Origin of the sequence: Roseovarius sp. (genome assembly GCF_040223625.1) — a bacterium.
Taxonomy (GTDB): Bacteria; Pseudomonadota; Alphaproteobacteria; order Rhodobacterales; family Rhodobacteraceae; genus Roseovarius.
Map to the genome: position 1 here is coordinate 17892 of NZ_JAVKFX010000026.1, position 19572 is coordinate 37463.

Consider the following 19572-nt stretch of genomic DNA (forward strand, 5'->3'; position numbering starts at 1 on the left):
ATGAATGCCGCCCCTATCCCGCCTCGTCATGTCCGCCCGGTTCATGTACGCCGCCGATCAGATCGCCCTCGTGGCCGTGCCGATTGTCGCTCTTCTGGTCTTCGACGCCTCCGCGGGCGTCATCGGACTGCTCGTGGCCTGCCAGTCCTCCGCCCTCCTGATCGGATCGATTCCCTTCGGCCTGGTCGTCGATCACTTTCAGCTAAGAACGATCCTCATCGCCTCCACCTTGCTGGCCCTTGCGGGCTTCAGCGCCGCAGCGCTGGCCCTGGCGGCAGGGGGCATTGCCGTTTTCGGGCTGGCCATCGCGACGGCCGGGCTCGGGATCGTCCTTTACGAACTGGCGACATTCTCCGTCTTACCGAAACTTGTCGACGCCCGGGGCCTGGGACCCGCCAACGCGCGCGTCTCCCTTCCCCGGGCCCTGGCCTCTTTCCTGGTGCCCCTGGCACTGAGCCTTCTGCTCTCCGCTGAAACAGCCACGTCCGCCTTCTGCATTGCGGCTGCGGGCGCCTTCGCCGCCTTGATGGTCGTCAGAACAATGCCCACGGTATCCCGCGCACGTTCCCCCGAACAGCCGCTCCCCGGACGCCTGGCAATGGGGGCAAATCTTGTCCTCCGGCACGGATTGCTCCGGCCCATTTCTCTTTGCGCGATATTCTGGAACCTTGCCTTCGCGGTCCTGCTCGTCGTTCTGGTTCCCGTGATCGTCGAGGTGTACGGCGGGCATCCATCCCTCTTCGCTGGCGCGATGGCGGCCTTTGGTATCGCGGCCATATCCGGCATCTGGGTGGCCGGCAGGATTGCACCCGCCACTCCACCCCGTGTCATCCTGATTGCCGGCCCGGCAAGCTCCGCCGTTGCATCGGTGCTCTTGCTGGCCGTCCCGGCCCGGTCCCCCGAACTCGTGCTTTACCCGGCGTTCTTTCTTCTCGGCTTCGGCCCCTCCATGTGGCTCGTCGTGCAGAACACCGTACGCCAGTTGGTGACACCCGAGGACATGCTGGGCCGGGTCAATGCAGTGATCCAGACCGCCATCTACGGTGTCCGGCCGCTCGGCGCCCTGCTCGGCGGCGCGATCGCCGGCACATGGTCTCCCGAAGCGGGCTTGTGGGCGGTGGCGACCCTGTTCGGCCTGTCCTTCCTTGCCGCCTTTCTCAGCGGCCTCCGCAAGGTCATGGATTACGACGCCATGAAAGCATTACCTCGGACGTAATTGAGCAGCCGCAACTCTCCTGCTTGAGTGCGGCACACAGATGGCCCTCTACCGCACAAGGAGTGATCCCACATGACGCCCTTCCACAGATTCATAGGGAAATCAGTTGGCACCTTCGCAAAACTCGCCCTGACCCTTCTATTGATCGCCAGCCTGCCCCACCACACTTACGCAGAAGGAGAACCCCGCATGAAGGTTCGCGACCTCTACCCCCTCGTCACCACCCCGAACCTGGCCGAAACCAGGGATTTCTACGTCACCCATTTCGGCTTCGACGTTGCCTTCGAGGCAAGCTGGTTCATCTACCTGGTCGGCCCCGCCGAAGAGGACAGCCGTGGCGCCACGCTGGCCTTCATGCATCCCGACCACCCCTCGACCCCGCCCGGACCGGAAAGCTTCGACGGGAAGGGCATGATCCTGACCATCGAGGTGTCCGACGCGGCGGCGGTCTTCGAACGTCTCAGCGCGGGCGACGCGCCCATCGTCCATCCCCTGACGGACGAGGACTGGGGCCAGCGCCGCTTCATGACCCGCGACCCGGCCGGCGTTCTGGTCGATATCGTCGAGCAGATCGAACCCAAGGCGGGTTTCTGGGATCAGTACATGACGGAGTAGAGATCGCGTCTATCGTCTCCACGACCGAACACCACAGGATGCTCCCCGATGACCTCGGGGGGCACCACGACCCCCCCCGCGTGCCCCGAAACCACGGACGCTGGCCCTTCGCGGCGGCTATCCCGGGGTGACCCCGTGATGAACATGGAACAGGTTGTCGGGATCGCAAGCCGTCTTGACCGCTCGCAGACGGCCATAATTGACGCCTCAGAAGTCTTCCTCCCCGGTGCAAGATTCGAAAATCGGTCGAGAGATTCGCCTTGACCCTCACGTTGCGTCAGGCCCTAACAAAGGGTCCTGCGGACAGTCGCAGGAGGTGAGTATGACGACCTATACGGTGAGCGAAGTTGCAGCCCTGGCGGGTATTTCGGTGCGCGCCCTGCATCATTACCATGAGATCGGCCTGCTCCATCCCGCCTATGTCGGCGAGAACGGGTATCGTTACTACACTCGGGAAGAACTGCTGCGTTTGCAGCAAATCCTGATCCATCGGGAACTGGGTATCTCGCTTTCGGACATCGCCGCGATTCTCGACGCGCCAGACTTCAACCGTCTGGTAGCGCTCAAGAACCAGCGCGAGCGCATGGCCCACGAGATGGCCCGTTCCGCCGAAATCCTGAAGACGATCGACCGCACGATCGCCGAAATCGAAGGAGAGAGGGCCATGAACGACGCGGAACTGTATTCCGGTATCATCGACCCGAAGAAACAGGCAGAGTACGAAGCCTGGCTTGAGTCAATGCATGGGCCCGAGGTAAGGGCGCACATCCAACAGGGCCGCCGCAAGATGGAGAACCTGGAACCCGGGGAGAGAGAGGCCATGATGTCCGAACTCAGGGATATCGAACAGCACCTCGCCGCCGCTTTCCGGGATGGTATTGCACCTGAATCCAGGTCCCTCGATCCTGTCATCGAACGACACCGGGCCTGGGTGGCATCAAGCTGGGGAAGAGACTGCCCGCCAGAAATCCATGCACGGCTCGCAGACAATTACGAGCATCCCGACTTCAGGGCACGGTTCGAATCCATCGAGACGGGATTCACCGAGTTTCTGTGCGCCGCCATGCGGTGCCGGGGAGGGCGGCGAGGCTGAGGCGCTGAAGATGCCGGCTCGGGCCGGGCCGGCATCTTCGCTGTCCGATGCCGCCCTCAACCACGAAGCTGCGCGGCGATAAGGTCGGCCACGATGCGCACCGACGGCAGCAGACCCCGCCGGGATGGCACGATCAACGTTGTCGCAATCTCGCCTGCGGTCCAGGCCGGCGCAACCCGGACGAGGGCGCCGGATGCCACCTGCGCCTCGCACATGGATGACGGCAGCGACGCAACCCCCAGACCAGCCGCCGCCGCCGCGAGAATGGCATTCCCTTCATTTGCAACATAGCGCGCGGCAAGCGTGACCGAACGTTGCCCGCCATGGGCAGAGGTCAACGTCCAGTCGGTCTGCCCTTGGCGGGCAAAGATGCCGTCCAGCCCGGACAGCTGATCCGGGTCGTCCACCTTTCGGCCGTCGAGGTAAGAAGGCGACGCGACCAGCCAGAAGTGTTCCGTGCTCACGCGCCGTTGCACGAGTTCGGAATCGGGGAGCGGGTCGAAATGGGTGCGCAACGCGATGTCGTACCCTTCCTGCACGACATCCACGAAACGGTCGCTGGCGTGCAGCACGATCCGGATTTTCGGATAGGCGGTCGCGACACGCGGCAGCAAGGGGGCAAGCCGCGTCTGCACGGTCGGCACGGATGCTGTGACCCGGACGGTACCGCTCGGCTCTGCAAGCCGGCCCAGGATGACATTCTCCGCCGCTTCGGCCTCGATGACCATCGCCGCGGCGTGGCGGTAAAGCTCGCTGCCCAGTTCGGTGACAACAAAGCTGCGCGATGTCCGCTGGATGAGCCGGACACCGGCGCGCCGCTCGAGTTCGATGACCCGCTTGCTGAGGGTCTGCTTCGGCAAGCCCAGCGCGCGCCCGGCGGCGGTGAATCCACCGTGGTCGACCACCTGTACGAAAATCTGAAGATCGTTCAGATTAAGCATTCCGTTGTCTCCATATAGGGACGATCAGTCTACAACTACACGGATACCCGCACAACGTCCTCGACAGTACCTTCTCCAAGATCGCCGATCATGGCGACGCAAATGGAGCACGAACATGCGATACGAAGGCAAGAACGCCGTCATCATCGGCGGAACTCATGGAATAGGCCTCGCCACGGCAAAGCTGCTGGCGGAAGGCGGCGCCCAGGTCCTGATCACGGGGCGCAACCAGTCGAACGTCGAAAAGGCGCGCGACGAACTGGGCGGGAAGGCCCACGCCGTCAAGTCAGACGCATCGGACATGAACGACATCGCGCTACTCGGCGCGATCGTCGGCCAGCGGCTCGGTCGGATCGACTTCCTGCACGTCAATGTCGGCGTGGCCGAGCTGGAGCCCTTCGAGCAGGTCACCGAGGCATCCTATGACCGCCAGTTCGCGGTCAACACCAAGGGGGCCTTCTTTACCGTGCAGCGCCTTTCACCGCTCCTCCGTGACGGCGGGTCGATCGTGATGACCTCCTCGGTCGCCGACGAGGGCGCCGAGCCCGGCATGAGCGTCTACAGCGCCACCAAGGCGGCGCTCGTGTCCTTCGCCTCGGGCTTCGCGGTGGAGCTGCTGCCGCGCGGCATCCGGGTCAACGTTGTCAGCCCCGGCTTCATAGACACTCCGACCAAGGGCGTGAAAGGCCTGTCCGACGAGGAACGCAAGGCTTTCAAGGAAATCGGCGACCAGGTGACGCCGATGAAGCGCAACGGCACGGCCGAGGAAGTGGCGCGCGCCGTCCTCTTCCTCGGCTTCGAGGCCACCTTCACCACCGGGGCCAAGCTCGCCGTCGACGGCGGCCTCGGCCAGAAGATCAGCGCCGCAGTCTGATCGCTTACCCCTCGCATTTCCGATCAACAGCACCGCGCCCCGGCCAAGGCCGGGCGCGGCCATCCGAAAGGCAGACCCATGTCGGTAAACTCTCTCACGAACGGCTTCGCCCCGTCAGCAAAGGCCGGGCCGCGCCAATGGTGGGGTCTCGCGATCCTCGCGCTGCCCTGTCTCCTCTATTCCATGGACCTGACGGTCCTGAACCTCGCCGTCCCGCACATCACCGCCGACCTCCGGCCGACGGGCACGCAACTTCTCTGGATCGTCGACATCTACGGCTTCCTGCTGGCGGGTATGCTCGTCACGATGGGCGCGCTCGGCGACCGGATCGGCCGGCGGCGGCTCCTGATGATCGGTGCGGCCGCCTTCGGCCTGGCGTCGATTCTCGCCGCCATCTCGACGACGGCGGGCATGCTCATCGCGTCGCGCGCCCTGCTGGGCGTCGCGGCGGCGACACTGGCGCCATCCACCCTGTCCTTGATCCGGACCATGTTCGAGGACGAGGGGCAACGCACCTTCGCCATCGGCATCTGGATGGCGAGCTTCTCGGTCGGCGGCGCAATCGGCCCGCTTATCGGCGGGATGCTGCTGGAATACTTCTGGTGGGGCTCGGTCTTCCTGATCGCGATCCCCGTGATGGCCCTGCTGCTCGGGTCGGCCCCTTCCTGCTGCCCGAGCATCGCGATCCGTCCGGCGAGCGTATCGACCTGACCAGCGCGGTCCTGTCCCTCGCCGCCATGCTGACGCTCGTCTACGGCGTCAAGCACGTGGCGGTGGGCGACCTGTCTGCTCCCTCGATCGGTGTGCTGACCGTGGGCCTTGCACTGGGCTGGGCCTTCATCGCACGCCAGACGCGGCTGAGGGCGCCGCTCCTCGACCTCGGCCTCTTCCGGAGGCCCGGCTTCTCCGGTGCGCTCGTCGTCAACCTCGCAGGATTCTTCCTCGCCTTCGGGACACTGCTTTTCCTCGCCCAGCACCTGCAGCTGGTCCTCGGCATGGGCACGTTCGAGGCCGGGCTGTGGACCCTTTTCTCGGCCGCAGGCTTCGTGGCCGGATCGCTGCTGGCGCCCTCGCTTCTGCGCTGGATCCCGCCCTCCTCCGTCATGGCCTCGAGCCTGGCGGTCGCCGCGGCCGGCTTCGCGCTGCTCGCGGCATCCCTGTGGTGGGGCAGCTTCGCGTCATTGATGGCGGCGACCTTCTTGTTCTCGATCGGGCTCGCACCGGTCTTCGCCCTGTCGGCGGACCTGATCGTCGGCGCGGCGCCGGAAAGCAAGGCCGGCTCGGCAGCAGCGATCGCCGAGACCAGCTCGGAGCTGGGTGGCGCGCTCGGCATTGCCCTTCTCGGAAGCGTCGTCGCGGCGGTCTATCGGTCTCGCGTTCCGGCCCTTCTGCCCGATGCGGCAACGAACACCGCACCGGCCCTGCAGGACGGGATCAGCAACGCATTTGCCCAGCTCGCCACTTTCCCCGCTCAGCAGGCCGAGGTGATCCGCGCGGCAATCGTTCAGGCATATGTCGACTCGTTCGCCACGGTCGCGGTGCTCAGCGCGCTGATCGCCCTGGCCGTCGCACTCGCGGCCGGATCACTGCGTCGCGCCGCGACCGATTGAAACCCCATCGCCCCCCGGCCTGGTTCGGAACGCGGGTCGGCCGAGGTCGGCGTCCCGAAGGTGTCAAGCGACACTCTGATCCGTCTCCAGGACCGGCCGCATCGGAACATTCGCTTCAAGGACCCGGCGGGTCGCAAGATCCGCCGGATACCAGAGCCCGGTCCGTATCGTTGTCGGCGCCACGTCCTGCGGCAGCTTGAACACCGTCTGGACGGTAAAGAAGCTCAGCCTGCCATGCGGCGTGTCGAAGCAAAGGTCGAGCCCCGGTTCCGGGTCGGTTGCCCCAGTTACGTACAGCGCCTCACCGAATTTTTCCTTGAGAACAAGCTCCAGCGCGTCGACACGCGATTTCATGCAGGGGCGGTTGAGCTGTTCGATCCGCAACTGCGCCAGATGCCGCCGCCCGATGATCAGCGGCTCGGGCATCCGTGACAAAAGCCCGCCGGGATGGGCGATGCCGGCGATCATGTCCCAGTTGGTTTTGTCGTCGCCCAGGGTTTCGATAAACTCCCGCATGATCCGACCGAACAGCCACGTCGCCCCCGCGTTAAGCCGCATCATCCGCCAGTCGGCGTTGAAGATCATGCCCGGCATCGGGTCATGCAGATCCAGAACCCGATGGTGCACACCGCCGACGTCCTCAAGCCCGTCGGAACGCGAAAGGACATGATCGGGCAACAGGGAAAACCCGGCGCTCAGCAGGGCGGCATTGCCGACGGACACGGGGGCCTGCACCTCCCGCATCCAGTTCACGATAAGATCCCGCCCGGGCCGCGACCGCCCGCTTTCCACGAAGCTCACATGCCGCTGCGAAACGCCCAGGTTGAGGGACAGGGCGAGCTGCGAGATTTTTGCCTTTTCCCGCGCCATTCTGAGGATTGTGCCCACATCCATGACACGCCGAACCCACGATTGATGGGCCGCCTTGGCGTTCCCCGTCAGACGGAAACGGAGCGCCTGCGTCCCCTGTTGAAGTATTGCCAGAAACGGCACCCGTTTAAAGCCTGAACCAATGCGAACGGCTCAGACGTGACGTCTTCAGCGAGATTGCGCGTATCGCGGCACGCCTCTCCAGCCCCGGTAAACCGGCCCGAGGAGGCAGACCTTGTTGCCGTTCTCCAGTACACTGAGCCTGCGGCCCGGCCCCTGCGCCGCGGACCCCATCACTCCGGAACTGACCGCCAATGCCGTTTACCATCCTGCGTGACCACCCGCAGCCCGGCGGCCCCGGCCAGGCGCTCGGCGGCCAGGTTCCCCGGCGCGGTATCCGCGATGAACGTGTCGATGGCATGCGTGTCACGGGCCCACGGAAGGATGACCCGCAAGACCTCGGTCCCGACACCACGCCGCCACCATGCCGGGATCAGCTCGATGCCCAGCTCCCCCTCCCCCGGTGGCAGGCCCGCCATGCGCAAACCGACATTTCCGGCATATCCCTCCGGCGCATCCAACGGCGCGATGGCGAACTGGAAATTCCGCCGCGGGGTTTCGGCCTGCCACGTCAGGAACAGGTCGAACACCGACGACAGGTGGCCCGGCCGCCGCTCCTCGTCCCGGTGAAACGCCGCGAACCGCGGGTCCGCATGGCAATCCAGAAAGGCCCCGCGGTCGCCCTCCCTGATCTCACGGATGCAGAAGCGATCGGTCCGAAGGATCCGCGAAACCGGCATCCGACGCTCACCCCGCCCCGCGTTTCAGCACGTAATGCGCCACCGCGTCGCTTGGCAGATACGCGACCTGTTCCAGCCCGCATTGCTTGATATTTAACCCTGTCCACAACGCCTCCCCCTCCCCCAGAACGACAGGGCTCACCGCCAGGTGCATCTCGTCCACCAACCCGGCAGCAAGGTATTGGCGCATCACGTCCACCCCGCCGCCAAGGCGAATATCCTTGCCGCCCGCCGCGGCCCGGGCGCGGTCGAGCGCCGCCTCTATTCCATCCGTCACGAAGTGAAACACCGTTCCGCCCTCCATCTCGACCGGATCGCGCGCATGATGGGTCAGAACGAAGACATCGCAATGATAGGGCGGGATGTCACCCCACCAGCCCTTCCACGACTCGTCGGGCCATTCCCCCCGGATCGGGCCGAACATGTTCCGGCCCATGATCCAGGCGCCGATATTCTCGAACCCTTGCGTCACGAAATCGTTGTCGCGCCCCGTCTCGCCGCCGTCGCTGCCGATCAGAGGGCCGGCCGCGCGGGTCTTGAAGAACCATTCATGCAACCCCATGCCCCCGACACCGATCGGATTTTCCAGGCTCTGCCCGGCCCCGGCACCAAAGCCGTCCAGCGAGATGGAGAAACAATGAACACGAAGTTTCGACATGTCTGCCTCGTCAGTGAAGAGTTGTGACAGCCTCCCGTAGGGTGGCTGACAGGGGGCAATCAATTACGTGCAAGGTAATACCGCGCCACGGCGCAGGTTTGTAGGAATTCAGGGTTTCAGCGTAATTAGGCTTCATAGGGTATCTCCAAGGGGTTGAGATTGCGGATCGCGCGACCGGATCAACGCGGTCAGCGCGGCGCCAAGAACCGCCACCAGCCCGCAAAGCCAGGCCGAGGTCTGCAACGCCAGCCCGAGCGCCTCGCGGGCCATGATGACATCGCCTGCCGTGCCGCCGGCCCCAGTCGCCACGCTCATCGGCAGGTTCAGAAGATGCGGGCTGTCGGCCAGCATGACCCGATAGATCAGCGTCAACAGACTGCCCAGCACGGCAATCCCCAACGCACCGCCAAGCTCAGTACTCGTTTCCGACAGCCCGGCCGCCGCACCGGCCTTCTCCGGCGGAACGGAGCCGACGATCACGTCGGTGGTCAGGGTGAATATCGGCGCCAGCCCAAGCGAAAAGACGCAATAGCTCGCGATGAGCAGCGCAAGCGCCCCCTGTGCCGCCGCCAGGCCCGTCAGGCCAAAACCCGCCGCCGCCAGCAGGAAACCGCACGCCATCACCCCGGCCGTGCCCAGGCGCGTTACCAGCCCCGGCGCCGCCACGGCCCCGACGATGAAGGCCAGGCCCGACGGCGCCGCCGCAAGCCCGGCGTGAAGCTGCGACATCCCAAGCCCCATCTGCAAATACAGCGCGATCAAAAGGAACGAACCAAAGGCAATGAAGAACCCCAGGACGTTGATCCCCAGCGCGGCCGAGAACCGGACCGAACGGAACATGCCCAGGTCCAGGAACGGTTCGGCCAGCCGCCCTTGCCGCCGCAGAAAGGCCCATGCCGCCACGACACAAAGCGCCAACGCTGCCAGAACCGGCCATGTCCAGCCATGCGCCGCCACCTGCTTGATCGAGCAGACCAGCGTCAGCACGGCCAGCAGCAGCGCCGCGGCACTCGGAAGGTCCGGGCGCGGCGCGGCGCGGTTGCGCGCCTCCGGCAGCAGCAGCGGGCCAAGCAGCAGCAAAAGCGCCATGACCGGCAGGTTGATGAGGAACACCGACCCCCACCAGAAATACTCGAGCAGCACGCCCCCGATCACCGGGCCCAGCGCCCCGCCCGATGAGAAACTGGCGATCCAGATGCCGATGGCCTTCTGCCGATCCTGCGGATGCGGGAACAGCGTACTGATCATCGACAGGGTCGATGGCGCCAGCGTCGCCGCCGCCAGCCCCATGAAGGCCCGCGCCGCGATCATCGCGGGGGCGGTCTGTGCAAAGGCCGCGATCAGCGAGGCCGCACCGAAGGCGAACGCTCCCCACAGTAGCAACCGCCGCCGCCCGATCCGATCGCCGAACACCCCCATCGGAATCAGCGCGGCGGCAAGGATGAAGCCGTAAATGTCGACGATCCACAGAAGCTGCGTCTCGCTGGGGCGCAGCACCGTCGACAGCTCCGGAACGGCCAGGTTCAGAACCGTCAGGTCCATCGAGTAAAGCAGACAGGGCAGGGCCAGGATGGCCATTGCGGCCCATTCCCGTTTGCCGGCGCGCAGGCTGGGGTCGTGGCTGGTCAAGGCAAAACTCCGAAAGCTGGGACGGGCGCTTGAATCACCCGTGACGGCATGTGAGAATTCAATAAGAAGACTATCTAGTCCTAAAAAGCAACAACAAAGTATTGTATCAGGATCATGAGCAACAAAAGCTACGATGACGGATGTGCGGCCGCCCACGCCATGGACCTCGTTGGCAACCGCTGGGCGCTGCTGATCGCGCGGGAACTCATGTTCGGGCCCAAACGCTTCACCGACCTGCGCAGCGACCTGCGCAACGTAAGCCCCAACGTGCTGACCCAGCGGCTCGAAGACCTCGAAACCGCAAGGATCCTGCGGCGGCGCCAATTGCCGCCCCCTGCGGCCTCCTGGGTCTACGAACTGACGGAATGGGGCCGCGAGCTCGAAGAACCGATCCTGAGCCTCGGCCGATGGGCCGCCAGGTCTCCGTTCCTGCAACAGGACCTGCCGATGACTCGGGCCGGGCTGCTGATGGCCTTGCGCGCCATGTATCGCCCCGGCACGGAGGGCGGCTTCTGCATAGACCTCGGCCTTCCGCATGGCACCGTGCGGGTAACCGGAACCGCGACCGAGCTGCGGCTCGACCAGGCGCCGACCACCCCCGAGACGCCCGACGCCGTGCTGGCCGGCACGGTTGACGCCCTTGACGGGCTCCTGTTCGGGAACACGGATCTGTCGCACGCCGTGGCGAACGGAGACATTGACTGCCAGGGAGACCGCGACGCCATCGACCGGTTTCTGCAGGCATTTCCACTTCCCCCCACTGCAGCCTGAAGACCTGTGTCTCTTAAGGCACCAACCCCATCGCGCCAATTACCTGCCATGTAATTGAGCGGCACAGGCCTTTCCGCCAGAACGCGACCAGCCCCTGCCGTCGGACCGCCCTGCACCGGATCGGGCCGGGGCGTGCGCCTGTTCCCTGGGAAAAGCACCTCGCGTTTCGACCTTGTCGAGAACATTGGGTTGAACGACGGGCTCGTGCTGCTGCGCTACCGGCTGCCGAGGGCCTGATCCTCATACCGGACACCAGACGCCCGGCCGCCGGTCACGCAACCACGCCACAGCCTTTCTGCAAACCCTCGATCGCCGCCCCGTACTCGGCCTTCAGCCTTTCCACCAGCTCGGCCGCACCGGGCACGTCGTGGATGCTGCCGACACCCTGCCCTGCGGCCCACACGTCCTTCCACGCCTTTGCATCCGTCGTCCCGAAATCGAGCTTCTCCGGCGGCACCTCCGGGTCCAGCCCCGCCTGCCGCAGGCTCTGCGCCAGGAAATTGCCGTTCACGCCGCTGATCGCGGGCGTATAGACGATATCCTCGGCCGAGGCCGCGCGCACCATCGCCTTCTGCGCGTCGAAGGCAAGGCTCTCGCGCGTCGCAAGGAACCGGGTGCCCACATACGCCATGTCCGCCCCCAGCAACTGCGCCGCCGCGATCTGCGCGCCGGTGGAAATCGCCCCGCCGAGGATGATCGTGCCGTCGAAGATCCGGCGGATCTCCGGCACCAGCGCGAAGGCGCTGAGCGTGCTGGCATGACCGCCCGCGCCCGAACAGACCGCGATGATCCCGTCCACCCCGGCCTCCGCCGCCTTGCGCGCGTGCCGAAGGTTGATGACATCGTGAAACACCAGCCCGCCATAGCCATGCACCGCCTGCACCACCTCCTCGTTCGCACCCAGCGAGGTGATGACCAGCGGCACCTTGTGATCCACCGTGATCTTCAGATCGGCCTCCAGCCGGGGGTTCGAGCGATGCACCACGAGGTTCACGGCATAGGGCGCCACCGGCCCGTCCTGCCCCTCGAACGCGGCAAGCCGCTCGGGGATCTCCTGCAGCCAGTCGGCATAGCCGTCCGAACTGCGCTGGTTCAGCGCGGGGAACGAGCCGATCACGCCCGACCGGCAGGTCTCGACCACCAGGTCGGGCCCCGAGACCAGGAACATCGGCGCCGAGATCGCCGGGATGGACAGCCGGCCCGCAAGCCGGTCGGGGATCGGCATCAATCGCCTCCTATTCCTTGAAATAATCCGGCTTGCCGGTCGTCCACGTCTCGCCCCAGTGCTGGCCGCCCCCGGCCACGTGCACCACTTCTCCGGTGACATAGGCGCTGGCCGGCCCGGCAAGATAGGCACAGGTCTCGGCCACCTCCCACGGGCTGCCATTGCGCATCATCGGGTTCGACCGGTGATAAAGCGCGCGCGCCTCGGCGGAATAGACCTTCCAGCCTTCCGTCTCGATCGCGCCGGGCGCGATGCAATTGATCCGGATGCCCAGCGGCGCCCATTCCACCGCCAGGTTCTGCGACAGCGCCACCACCCCCGCCCGCGCCGCCACCGTGTGCGCCACACCGTAGAGGCCGTGGCGCGTGACCACCACGATATTGACGATGTTGCCCGGCTGACCCCGGTCGCGCCAGAACCGCGCGGCGGCCTGCATCATGAACCACGTCCCGTTGAGGTTCGTGGTGACAACCGCGTTCCACCCTTTCTCGGAGAAATCTATCGCCTCCTGCGGAAACTGCCCGCCCGCCGAGTTGATCAGCGTATCAAGCCGCCCGTAGCGCTCGCCCACCTCGTCGAACAGCGCCGCCACCGCGCCGGTGTCGCGTATGTCCATCGCGCGGGCGAACGCCTCGATCCCGCGCTCCGCCAGCAGCCCGGCCAGCGCCTCGAGCTTCGCCTCGTCCCGACCGACCAGCACCAGCCGCGCCCCGAGCCGCCCAAGCAACCACGCCGCCGCCCGGCCCAGCCCCCCGGCCGCCCCCGAAATCAGCACCACTTGGCCCGCAAAGGCCCCGTCGCGATAGACGGTCGGCGCCTGCGCCAGGTCCGCGTCGCTCATCCCGGTCGGATCTCCGGTGCCGCTCTCGCTTGCCTCTGTCATGTCACTTCATGTCTTTGAGCAGTTCGCCCGCAATGATCATCTTGCGCACCTCCGTGGTCCCCGCCCCGATCTCCAGCAGCTTGATCGAACGGTAAAGCCGGTTGACCTCCGACTCCCAGATATAGCCCGAACCGCCGTGGATCTGCATCGCGTGGTCCAGCACCCGGTTCACCGCCTGCCCCGCATACATGACCGACGCGGCGGTCAGCATGTGGATATCCCCGCGCGGCCCCGAACCAATCTCCAGCTCCTCCGCCGCGGCCAGCCCGCGATAGGTGAAGGTCCGCAGCGTCTCCACATCGACATACATCTCGGCCAGCATTGACTGCACCATCTGGAACTTGCCGATCGGCTTGCCGAACTGCTGGCGCGTCTGGGCATACTCGATCGACAACTCCAGCGCCCGCTCGGCCACGCCAAGACAAAGCGGCGAGATCATCGCCCGCTCCAGGTCCAGCCCCGACATGACGACCTGCACGCCCCGGTTCTCCTCGCCGACCCGGTTTTTCGCCGGCACGCGGCACTCGTCGAAGACAAGCTCGGCCGTCTGGCTGCCGCGATAGCCCATCTTGATCAGCTTCTGCGCCACCTTGAAGCCGGGGAAATCCTTCTCGACGATGAACGCCGAAATCCCGTGCGCGCCCTTCTCCTTGTCGGTCTTGGCATAGATCAGAAGGATGTCGGCCACCGGCCCGTTGGTGATGTAGATCTTCGAGCCGTTCAGCACGTATTCGTCGCCCTCCCGCCGCGCGGTCGTCCGCATCGAGCCCAGCGCGTCCGAGCCGGCGCCCGGCTCGGTCAGCCCCAGCGCCCCGGTCTTCTTCCCCGAACACAGGTCGGGCAGGTACTTCTTCCGCTGCGCCTCGTTCGCGTTGCGGAAGATGTTGTTGAGGCACAGGTTCTCATGCGCCACCCAGCTCAGCGCCAGCGCGTGGTTCCACCGCCCGAACGCCTGCAGCAGCAGGCCGGAGGTGAACAGGTCCATCCCGACCCCGCCATATTCCTCCGGCACGGTGATACCGAAATAGCCGGCCTCGCCCATCTTCGGAAAGGCCTCCTCCGGCCACCATTCCTCTTCATCCATGCGGGGGGCGAGCGGGTAGAGCTCGTTCCGGGCGAACCGGTCGGCCTGGTCGAGGATTTCCCGCTGGGTCTCGTCGAGGTCGAAGCGGATGTTCGGGTCGTAGTTCGGCAACCGTTCCGGCGCGGCGGAATTGGTCATGTCTGTGTCCTCCCTTTCCGCCGATCGTCGCGGGAATCCCGGCGAAACGACAGATTCCCGGCAAAGTTAGTGAACATCACTTACCCTGTCCACTATTTAATGAATGCGACAAATTCCCCCGGAATTCCTCCAACTAGGCCTGTTTTCGCTGCATTGCAGAAGGCCTTCTTTGCAGACGCGGCGCCAGCAAGCCCTGTCTACCACGCCCCGGAATAGCAGTTGACAGAATTAAGTAAATCATACTCACTAAAGCCATGGATTCGTCCGGAAGGGCGCAATCCAGCCAGCGAGGAGGGAGGCGCGCGTGGCCGACGACCTGTGCCATCAGACATCCGGCGCGGTGATGACCATCACCATCAACCGCCCCGAGCGGCGCAATGCGCTCAATGCCTCCGTCGCCGCCGGAATCGCCGCCGCGCTGGACAAGGCCGAGGCCGACCCCTCGGTGCGCGCCATCGTCCTGACCGGCGCCGGCGACAAGGCCTTCTGCGCCGGCGGCGACCTGCAGCTCGACGCCGACGGCTCGCCTTTCACCATCGACGCGGCCGACCCGCGCCACTACGTGGCCGGGCTCTTCCGCCGGATGCGCGCCTGCCGCCTGCCGCTCGTCGCCCGCGTTAACGGCCATGCGCTCGCCGGGGGCTTCGGTCTGCTCTGCGCCTGCGATCTCGCCGTGGCGACCGAGGAGGCGCTGCTCGGCCCCACCGAAACCCGCGTCGGCCTCTTCCCGATGATGATCCTGCCCCACCTGCTGCGCATCGTCCCCGAGCGCGCGCTGATGGAGATGTGCCTGACCGGCGAGCCCATCACCGCCCGCGATGCCATACCACTCAACCTCGTGAACTACACGGTTCCCGCCGAAGAACTCGACGCCAAGACCGACTGGCTGGTCGAGCGGATCACCTCCAAGACCCCCACGGGCATCCGGCTCGGCAAGCAATCCCTCGCCCATATCCGCGAGATGAGCTTCGATCACGCGCTGGAATACGCCCAATTCATGCTCGCCAACATGAGCCGGACCGAGGATGCGCGTGAGGGCATGACGGCTTTTTCCGAGAAACGCGCGCCGGAATGGACGGGCCGATGACCGACAGGCCCGACACCATCCGCATCGGCTGCGGCGCGGGCTTCTGGGGCGACACGCCCGAGGGGCCGAAACAGCTCATCGAACGCGGCGCGCTCGACTACCTGATCCTCGACTACCTCGCCGAAATCACCATGTCGATCCTCGCCCGGATGAAGGCGAAGGACCCGGCGGCGGGCTACGCCACCGATTTCGTCACCCACGTCGCCGGGCCGCTGGCCGAACAGATCGCGGCCTCCGGCGTCAAGATCGTCACCAACGCCGGCGGGCTGAACCCCGCCGCCTGCCGCGACGCGCTCGAGGCCGCCTTCCGCGAAGCGGGCGTCACCCGCAAGATCGCGCTCGTCCTCGGCGACGACCTCTCCGACAGGGCCGACAGCCTGCGCGCGGCCGACCTGCGCGAAATGGCCAGCGGCGCGCCCCTCCCCGACCGGCTGTCGAGCATCAACGCCTATCTCGGCGCCCTGCCCGTGGCCCGGGCGCTGGCCGATGGCGCCGATATCGTCATCACCGGCCGCGTGACCGACTCGGCCCTCGCGCTGGGGCCGCTCATCCACGAATTCGGCTGGCGCGACACCGATCACGACCTCCTCGCCGCCGGCAGCCTCGCCGGCCACGTGCTCGAATGCGGCACGCAGGCGACCGGCGGCATCGTCACCGACTGGCAGGATGTCCCCGGCTGGCACGACATGGGCTTCCCCATAGCCATCTGCGCCCCCGACGGCAGCTTCGAGCTGACCAAGCCCGAGGGCACCGGCGGCCGCATCACCCCGCTCACCGTCGCGGAACAGATCACCTACGAGATCGGCGATCCCGCGTCCTACATCCTGCCCGACGTCACCTGCGACTTCTCGCAGGTCACCGTCACACAGGCCGGGCCCGACCGCGTCCGCGTCTCCGGCGCGAAAGGCCGCGCGCCCACCGACAGCTACAAGGTCTGCGCCACCTATGCCGACGGCTACCGCGCCACCGCCACCATGACGATCAGCGGCCCGCAGGCCGGCGCGCGGGCACAGGCCACGGGCGAGGCCATCCTCTCCCGCGTGGCGCGGCTGGCGGCACAGGCCGGCTTCTCCCCGTTCGACGAAACCCTCGTCGAGGTGCTGGGCACCGGGGCGGCCTTCGGACACGACCCGCGCGCCTGCGCCGCCACCGAGGTGGTGCTCCGCCTCTCCGCCCGCCATGCCGACAAGGGCGCGCTCGCGCTCTTCGGCCGCGAAATCTACCCCGCCGCCACGGCGATGGCGCAGGGGATCACCGGTTTCGCCGGCGGCCGCCCCGCGCCGCAGCCGGTCATCCGCCTGTTCTCGACCTTCATCGACAAGGCGGCCGTGGATATCGAGACCGACATGGGCGGCTCACGCCACCCCGTCCCCGTGCCCGGCGGCCAGCCCGCCACGCCGCACGCACCCGCCGCCGCACCCGCCGACCCGGCCCCGACAGGCCCCACCGAAACGCTGCCCCTCATCGCGCTGGCCTGCGCCCGCAGCGGCGACAAGGGCGACATCGCCAATATCGGCCTGCTTGCCCGCGACCCGGCCTTCCTGCCGGTCCTGCGCCGCGAGGTCACGGCCGACCGCGTCAAGGCGCGTTTCGCCCACGTCGCCCGCGGCCCGGTCACCCGCCACGAGTGGCCCGGCCTCCACGGCTTCAACTTTGTCATGGAACGCGCCCTCGGCGGCGGCGGCATCGCCTCGCTGCGCAACGATCCGCAGGGCAAAGGCTATGCGCAGGCCCTGCTGATGATGCCCGTCGCCGTGCCTGTCGACCTCATCCGCGCGCACCCGACACTCGCCGCCGCGGCGAACAGAACCGAGGAACCCGCATGAGCCCGTCCCCCGAAAAACGGGCGGTCGTCCGCCTGCCGCGCGCCGAACGGATGCACCAGATCGAATCCGCCGCCCGCAAGCTCTTCCACAAGCACGGCTACACCGCCGCCCGGATCAGCGAGATCGCCGCCGACGCCGGCATTTCCGAGGCCGCGATCTACAAGTTCTACAGCAACAAGCGCGACCTGCTGCACACGCTGCTCAAGGACTGGTACATGGGCATGCTCGACGATTTCTACGAAAAGCTCGAAGGCGTCGAAGGCGCGCGCAACCGCATCAAGGTGATCATCTGGCAGCACCTCAAGTCGATCCGGGAATGCCCCGACCTGTGCCGCCTGTTCTATTCCGAAGTCCGCAGCATGCCGGACTATTACGACACCGAGCTCTACGAGCTGAACCGCCGCTACACGCTGGTTCTGGTCGACGTGGTCAAGACCGGCATCGCCAGCGGCGAACTGCGCCCCGACACCTCCTCCGCCATGGTGCGCGACGTGATCTTCGGCGGCATCGAACACCGCGTGACCCCGTTCCTGATGGGGCGCAGCGAGATCGACATCGACGAGATGTCGACCCAGCTCTGCGACCTTGTCTGCCAGGGCATCTGCACGCCCGACGCAGGGCAGGACATGGACAGGCTGATGGCCCGGCTGGAACGCGTGGCCGACCGTCTCGACGGCAAGGCGGGGGGTGGCTGACCGATGCTCCGGCTGACCAACGTCCAGATCATGTACGACCGCTCGATCGAGGCGGTGCGGGACGTGTCGCTCAATGTCGAGCCGGGCTCCATTGTGGCGCTGCTCGGCTCCAACGGCGCTGGGAAGTCGACCCTGCTCAAGGCCATCTCCAACGTGCTCTACCCCGAGGAGGGCGAGGTCATCAACGGCACCCTCGCCTTCGAGGAGACCGACCTCAAGCGCATCGCCGCCGACGAGATCGTGCGCCGCGGCATCGTCCATGTGCCCGAAGGCCGCCGCCTCTTCCCGCTGATGTCGGTGGAGGAGAACCTTTCGATGGGCGCCTTCCTCAAGACCCAGGCCCAGATGAAGGCCGATCTCGAGCGGGTCTACACCCTCTTCCCCCGCCTCAAGGAACGGCGCAACGCGGTGGCCGGCTACCTCTCCGGCGGCGAACAGCAGATGGCCGCCATCGGCCGGGCGCTGATGGCCGAGCCCAAGCTGCTGATGCTCGACGAGCCCTCCCTCGGCCTCGCCCCGCAGATTATCGACCAGATCTTCGAAACAATCATCGCCCTCAACAAGGAGGGCAGGATGTCGATCCTGCTGGTCGAACAGAACGCCTCCCTCGCGCTCGACGTGGCCGATTACGGCTACATCATGGAAAACGGCCGCGTCGTGCTCGACGGGCCGGCGAAGGACATCGCCGGCAATGACGACGTCAAGGAATTCTACCTCGGCTTCGGCGAAAGCGGCACGCGCAAGAACTACCGCGAGGTGAAGCACTACAAGCGCCGCAAGAGGTGGCTGTCATGACCGCGCTCCTGACCCTCTCCGGCGTCACCAAGCGCTTCGGCGGGCTCACCGCGGTCAGCGACGTGGGGTTCGACGTGCCCGAGGGCGCGATCTACAGCGTGATCGGCCCCAATGGCGCGGGCAAGACCACCCTCTTCAACCTCGTCAGCGCGCTCTTCGCCCCCTCCGAGGGCGAAATCATCTTCGACGGCCACGCCCTGCACCGCGCCTCGACCCACCAGTTGGTCGATTTCGGCATCGGCCGCACCTTCCAGAACCTCGCCATCTTCGGCCACGCCACCGTGGTGCAGAACCTGCTCGTGGGCCTGCACCACACGCTGAAGGCCAACCCCTTCACCGCCGCCCTCTTCTGGGGCCCCGCCCGCAACGAGGAGATCCGCGCCCGCCAGCGGGTCGAGAAGATCATCGATTTCCTCGAGATCGAACACCTGCGCGACACCCCCGTCGGCCTCCTCTCCTACGGCCTGCAGAAGCGCGTCGAACTCGGCCGGGCGCTGGCCACCGGGCCCAAGCTCCTCCTGCTCGACGAGATGGTTTCGGGCATGAACAGCGAGGAGACCGAGGACATCGCCCGCTTCATCCTCGACATTCGCGAAGAGCTGGGCGTGACCGTGGTGATGGTCGAGCACGACATGGGCATCGTCATGGACATCTCCGACCGGGTCGCCGTCCTCAATCACGGGGCGCTGATCGGGGAAGGCACGCCCGCCGAGATCTCCGCCAACGAGGCGGTGATCCAGGCCTACCTGGGGAAGAACTGAC

At 66.2% G+C, this 19572-nt stretch carries 20 protein-coding genes and 1 pseudogene; 12 read left to right on the forward strand and 9 right to left on the reverse strand.

All coding sequences use genetic code 11. From position 1 onward, the window contains the following. Positions 1–4: 4 nt before the first annotated feature. Positions 5–1216, forward strand: coding sequence for an MFS transporter (locus RLN94_RS06750; RefSeq protein ID WP_350124355.1), 1212 nt, complete (start codon positions 5–7; stop codon positions 1214–1216). A 189-nt stretch (positions 1217–1405) separates the two neighbouring features. Further along, the gene (locus RLN94_RS06755) at positions 1406–1831 is read left to right on the forward strand and encodes a VOC family protein (protein ID WP_350124358.1); all 426 of its coding nucleotides are present in this window, start codon (positions 1406–1408) and stop codon (positions 1829–1831) included. A gap of 117 nt (positions 1832–1948) precedes the next feature. Here the strand turns inward: RLN94_RS06755 and RLN94_RS06760 are convergent. Further along, positions 1949–2026: pseudogene (locus tag RLN94_RS06760) on the reverse strand (BBE domain-containing protein); the annotation flags it as partial. 127 nt (positions 2027–2153) lie between these two features. Between RLN94_RS06760 and RLN94_RS06765 the strand changes: the two are divergent. Then, a complete protein-coding gene (locus tag RLN94_RS06765; protein WP_350124361.1) occupies positions 2154–2924 on the forward strand; it encodes a MerR family transcriptional regulator in 771 nt (256 codons plus the stop codon). A 56-nt stretch (positions 2925–2980) separates the two neighbouring features. On the opposite strand, the gene RLN94_RS06770 is transcribed toward RLN94_RS06765, so the two are convergent. Beyond that, a complete protein-coding gene (locus RLN94_RS06770) occupies positions 2981–3865 on the reverse strand; it encodes a LysR substrate-binding domain-containing protein (protein ID WP_350124364.1) in 885 nt (294 codons plus the stop codon). Between the two features lie 115 nt (positions 3866–3980). Here RLN94_RS06770 and RLN94_RS06775 point away from each other — a divergent pair, with 115 nt between their 5' ends. The 3 genes from RLN94_RS06775 to RLN94_RS06785 all read left to right on the forward strand — a co-directional run bounded on the left by RLN94_RS06775 (position 3981) and on the right by RLN94_RS06785 (position 6349). Beyond that, positions 3981–4739 carry an SDR family oxidoreductase gene (locus RLN94_RS06775; protein ID WP_350124367.1) on the forward strand — a complete coding sequence of 253 codons (759 nt, stop codon included), beginning with the start codon at positions 3981–3983 and terminating at the stop codon, positions 4737–4739. A 78-nt stretch (positions 4740–4817) separates the two neighbouring features. Continuing rightward, on the forward strand, positions 4818–5450 hold the full coding sequence (locus RLN94_RS06780; RefSeq protein ID WP_350158446.1) for an MFS transporter: 633 nt from the start codon (positions 4818–4820) through the stop codon (positions 5448–5450). Then, the gene (locus RLN94_RS06785; RefSeq protein ID WP_350124373.1) at positions 5342–6349 is read left to right on the forward strand and encodes an MFS transporter; all 1008 of its coding nucleotides are present in this window, start codon (positions 5342–5344) and stop codon (positions 6347–6349) included. The genes RLN94_RS06780 and RLN94_RS06785 overlap by 109 nt, the downstream gene beginning before the upstream one ends. 63 nt (positions 6350–6412) lie before the next feature. On the opposite strand, the gene RLN94_RS06790 is transcribed toward RLN94_RS06785, so the two are convergent. The 4 genes from RLN94_RS06790 to RLN94_RS06805 form a co-directional block, all read right to left on the reverse strand. Beyond that, a complete protein-coding gene (locus tag RLN94_RS06790) occupies positions 6413–7243 on the reverse strand; it encodes a helix-turn-helix domain-containing protein (protein ID WP_350124376.1) in 831 nt (276 codons plus the stop codon). Between the two features lie 269 nt (positions 7244–7512). Then, complete coding sequence (locus RLN94_RS06795; RefSeq protein ID WP_350124379.1) at positions 7513–8019, reverse strand: GNAT family N-acetyltransferase; 507 nt, start codon at positions 8017–8019, stop codon at positions 7513–7515. A 7-nt stretch (positions 8020–8026) separates the two neighbouring features. After that, positions 8027–8677, reverse strand: a complete 651-nt coding sequence (locus tag RLN94_RS06800; protein ID WP_350124382.1) for a dihydrofolate reductase family protein — start codon at positions 8675–8677, stop codon at positions 8027–8029. Positions 8678–8809: 132 nt separating this feature from the next. Beyond that, positions 8810–10306 (reverse strand): MFS transporter, encoded by a 1497-nt coding sequence (locus RLN94_RS06805; protein ID WP_350124385.1) that lies wholly within the window; start codon positions 10304–10306, stop codon positions 8810–8812. 114 nt (positions 10307–10420) lie between these two features. On the opposite strand from RLN94_RS06805, the gene RLN94_RS06810 reads away from it, so the two are divergent. Then, positions 10421–11077: a winged helix-turn-helix transcriptional regulator gene (locus RLN94_RS06810; RefSeq protein ID WP_350124388.1), complete on the forward strand. Its 657-nt coding sequence runs from the start codon at positions 10421–10423 to the stop codon at positions 11075–11077. Between the two features lie 271 nt (positions 11078–11348). Here RLN94_RS06810 and RLN94_RS06815 read toward each other — a convergent pair whose 3' ends face one another. Genes RLN94_RS06815 through RLN94_RS06825 form a run of 3 tightly spaced genes read right to left on the reverse strand, consistent with a single transcriptional unit; the run spans position 11349 to position 14407 of the window. Beyond that, positions 11349–12302 carry an NAD(P)H-dependent flavin oxidoreductase gene (locus RLN94_RS06815; RefSeq protein ID WP_350124391.1) on the reverse strand — a complete coding sequence of 318 codons (954 nt, stop codon included), beginning with the start codon at positions 12300–12302 and terminating at the stop codon, positions 11349–11351. 10 nt (positions 12303–12312) lie between these two features. Beyond that, positions 12313–13185 (reverse strand): SDR family oxidoreductase, encoded by an 873-nt coding sequence (locus tag RLN94_RS06820; RefSeq protein ID WP_350124394.1) that lies wholly within the window; start codon positions 13183–13185, stop codon positions 12313–12315. 1 nt (position 13186) lies between these two features. Beyond that, positions 13187–14407 (reverse strand): acyl-CoA dehydrogenase family protein, encoded by a 1221-nt coding sequence (locus RLN94_RS06825; protein ID WP_350124397.1) that lies wholly within the window; start codon positions 14405–14407, stop codon positions 13187–13189. 304 nt (positions 14408–14711) lie between these two features. Between RLN94_RS06825 and RLN94_RS06830 the strand changes: the two genes are divergently transcribed. Genes RLN94_RS06830 through RLN94_RS06850 form a run of 5 tightly spaced genes read left to right on the forward strand, consistent with a single transcriptional unit; the run spans position 14712 to position 19571 of the window. Next, the gene (locus tag RLN94_RS06830; RefSeq protein WP_350124400.1) at positions 14712–15494 is read left to right on the forward strand and encodes an enoyl-CoA hydratase-related protein; all 783 of its coding nucleotides are present in this window, start codon (positions 14712–14714) and stop codon (positions 15492–15494) included. Beyond that, on the forward strand, positions 15491–17320 hold the full coding sequence (locus RLN94_RS06835) for an acyclic terpene utilization AtuA family protein (protein ID WP_350124403.1): 1830 nt from the start codon (positions 15491–15493) through the stop codon (positions 17318–17320). The genes RLN94_RS06830 and RLN94_RS06835 overlap by 4 nt, the downstream gene beginning before the upstream one ends. Next, positions 17317–18015 (forward strand): TetR/AcrR family transcriptional regulator, encoded by a 699-nt coding sequence (locus tag RLN94_RS06840; protein WP_350124406.1) that lies wholly within the window; start codon positions 17317–17319, stop codon positions 18013–18015. The genes RLN94_RS06835 and RLN94_RS06840 overlap by 4 nt, the downstream gene beginning before the upstream one ends. 3 nt (positions 18016–18018) lie before the next feature. After that, positions 18019–18810 carry an ABC transporter ATP-binding protein gene (locus RLN94_RS06845; RefSeq protein WP_350124409.1) on the forward strand — a complete coding sequence of 264 codons (792 nt, stop codon included), beginning with the start codon at positions 18019–18021 and terminating at the stop codon, positions 18808–18810. Continuing rightward, positions 18807–19571, forward strand: a complete 765-nt coding sequence (locus RLN94_RS06850) for an ABC transporter ATP-binding protein (RefSeq protein ID WP_350124413.1) — start codon at positions 18807–18809, stop codon at positions 19569–19571. The genes RLN94_RS06845 and RLN94_RS06850 overlap by 4 nt, the downstream gene beginning before the upstream one ends. Position 19572: the final 1 nt, after the last annotated feature.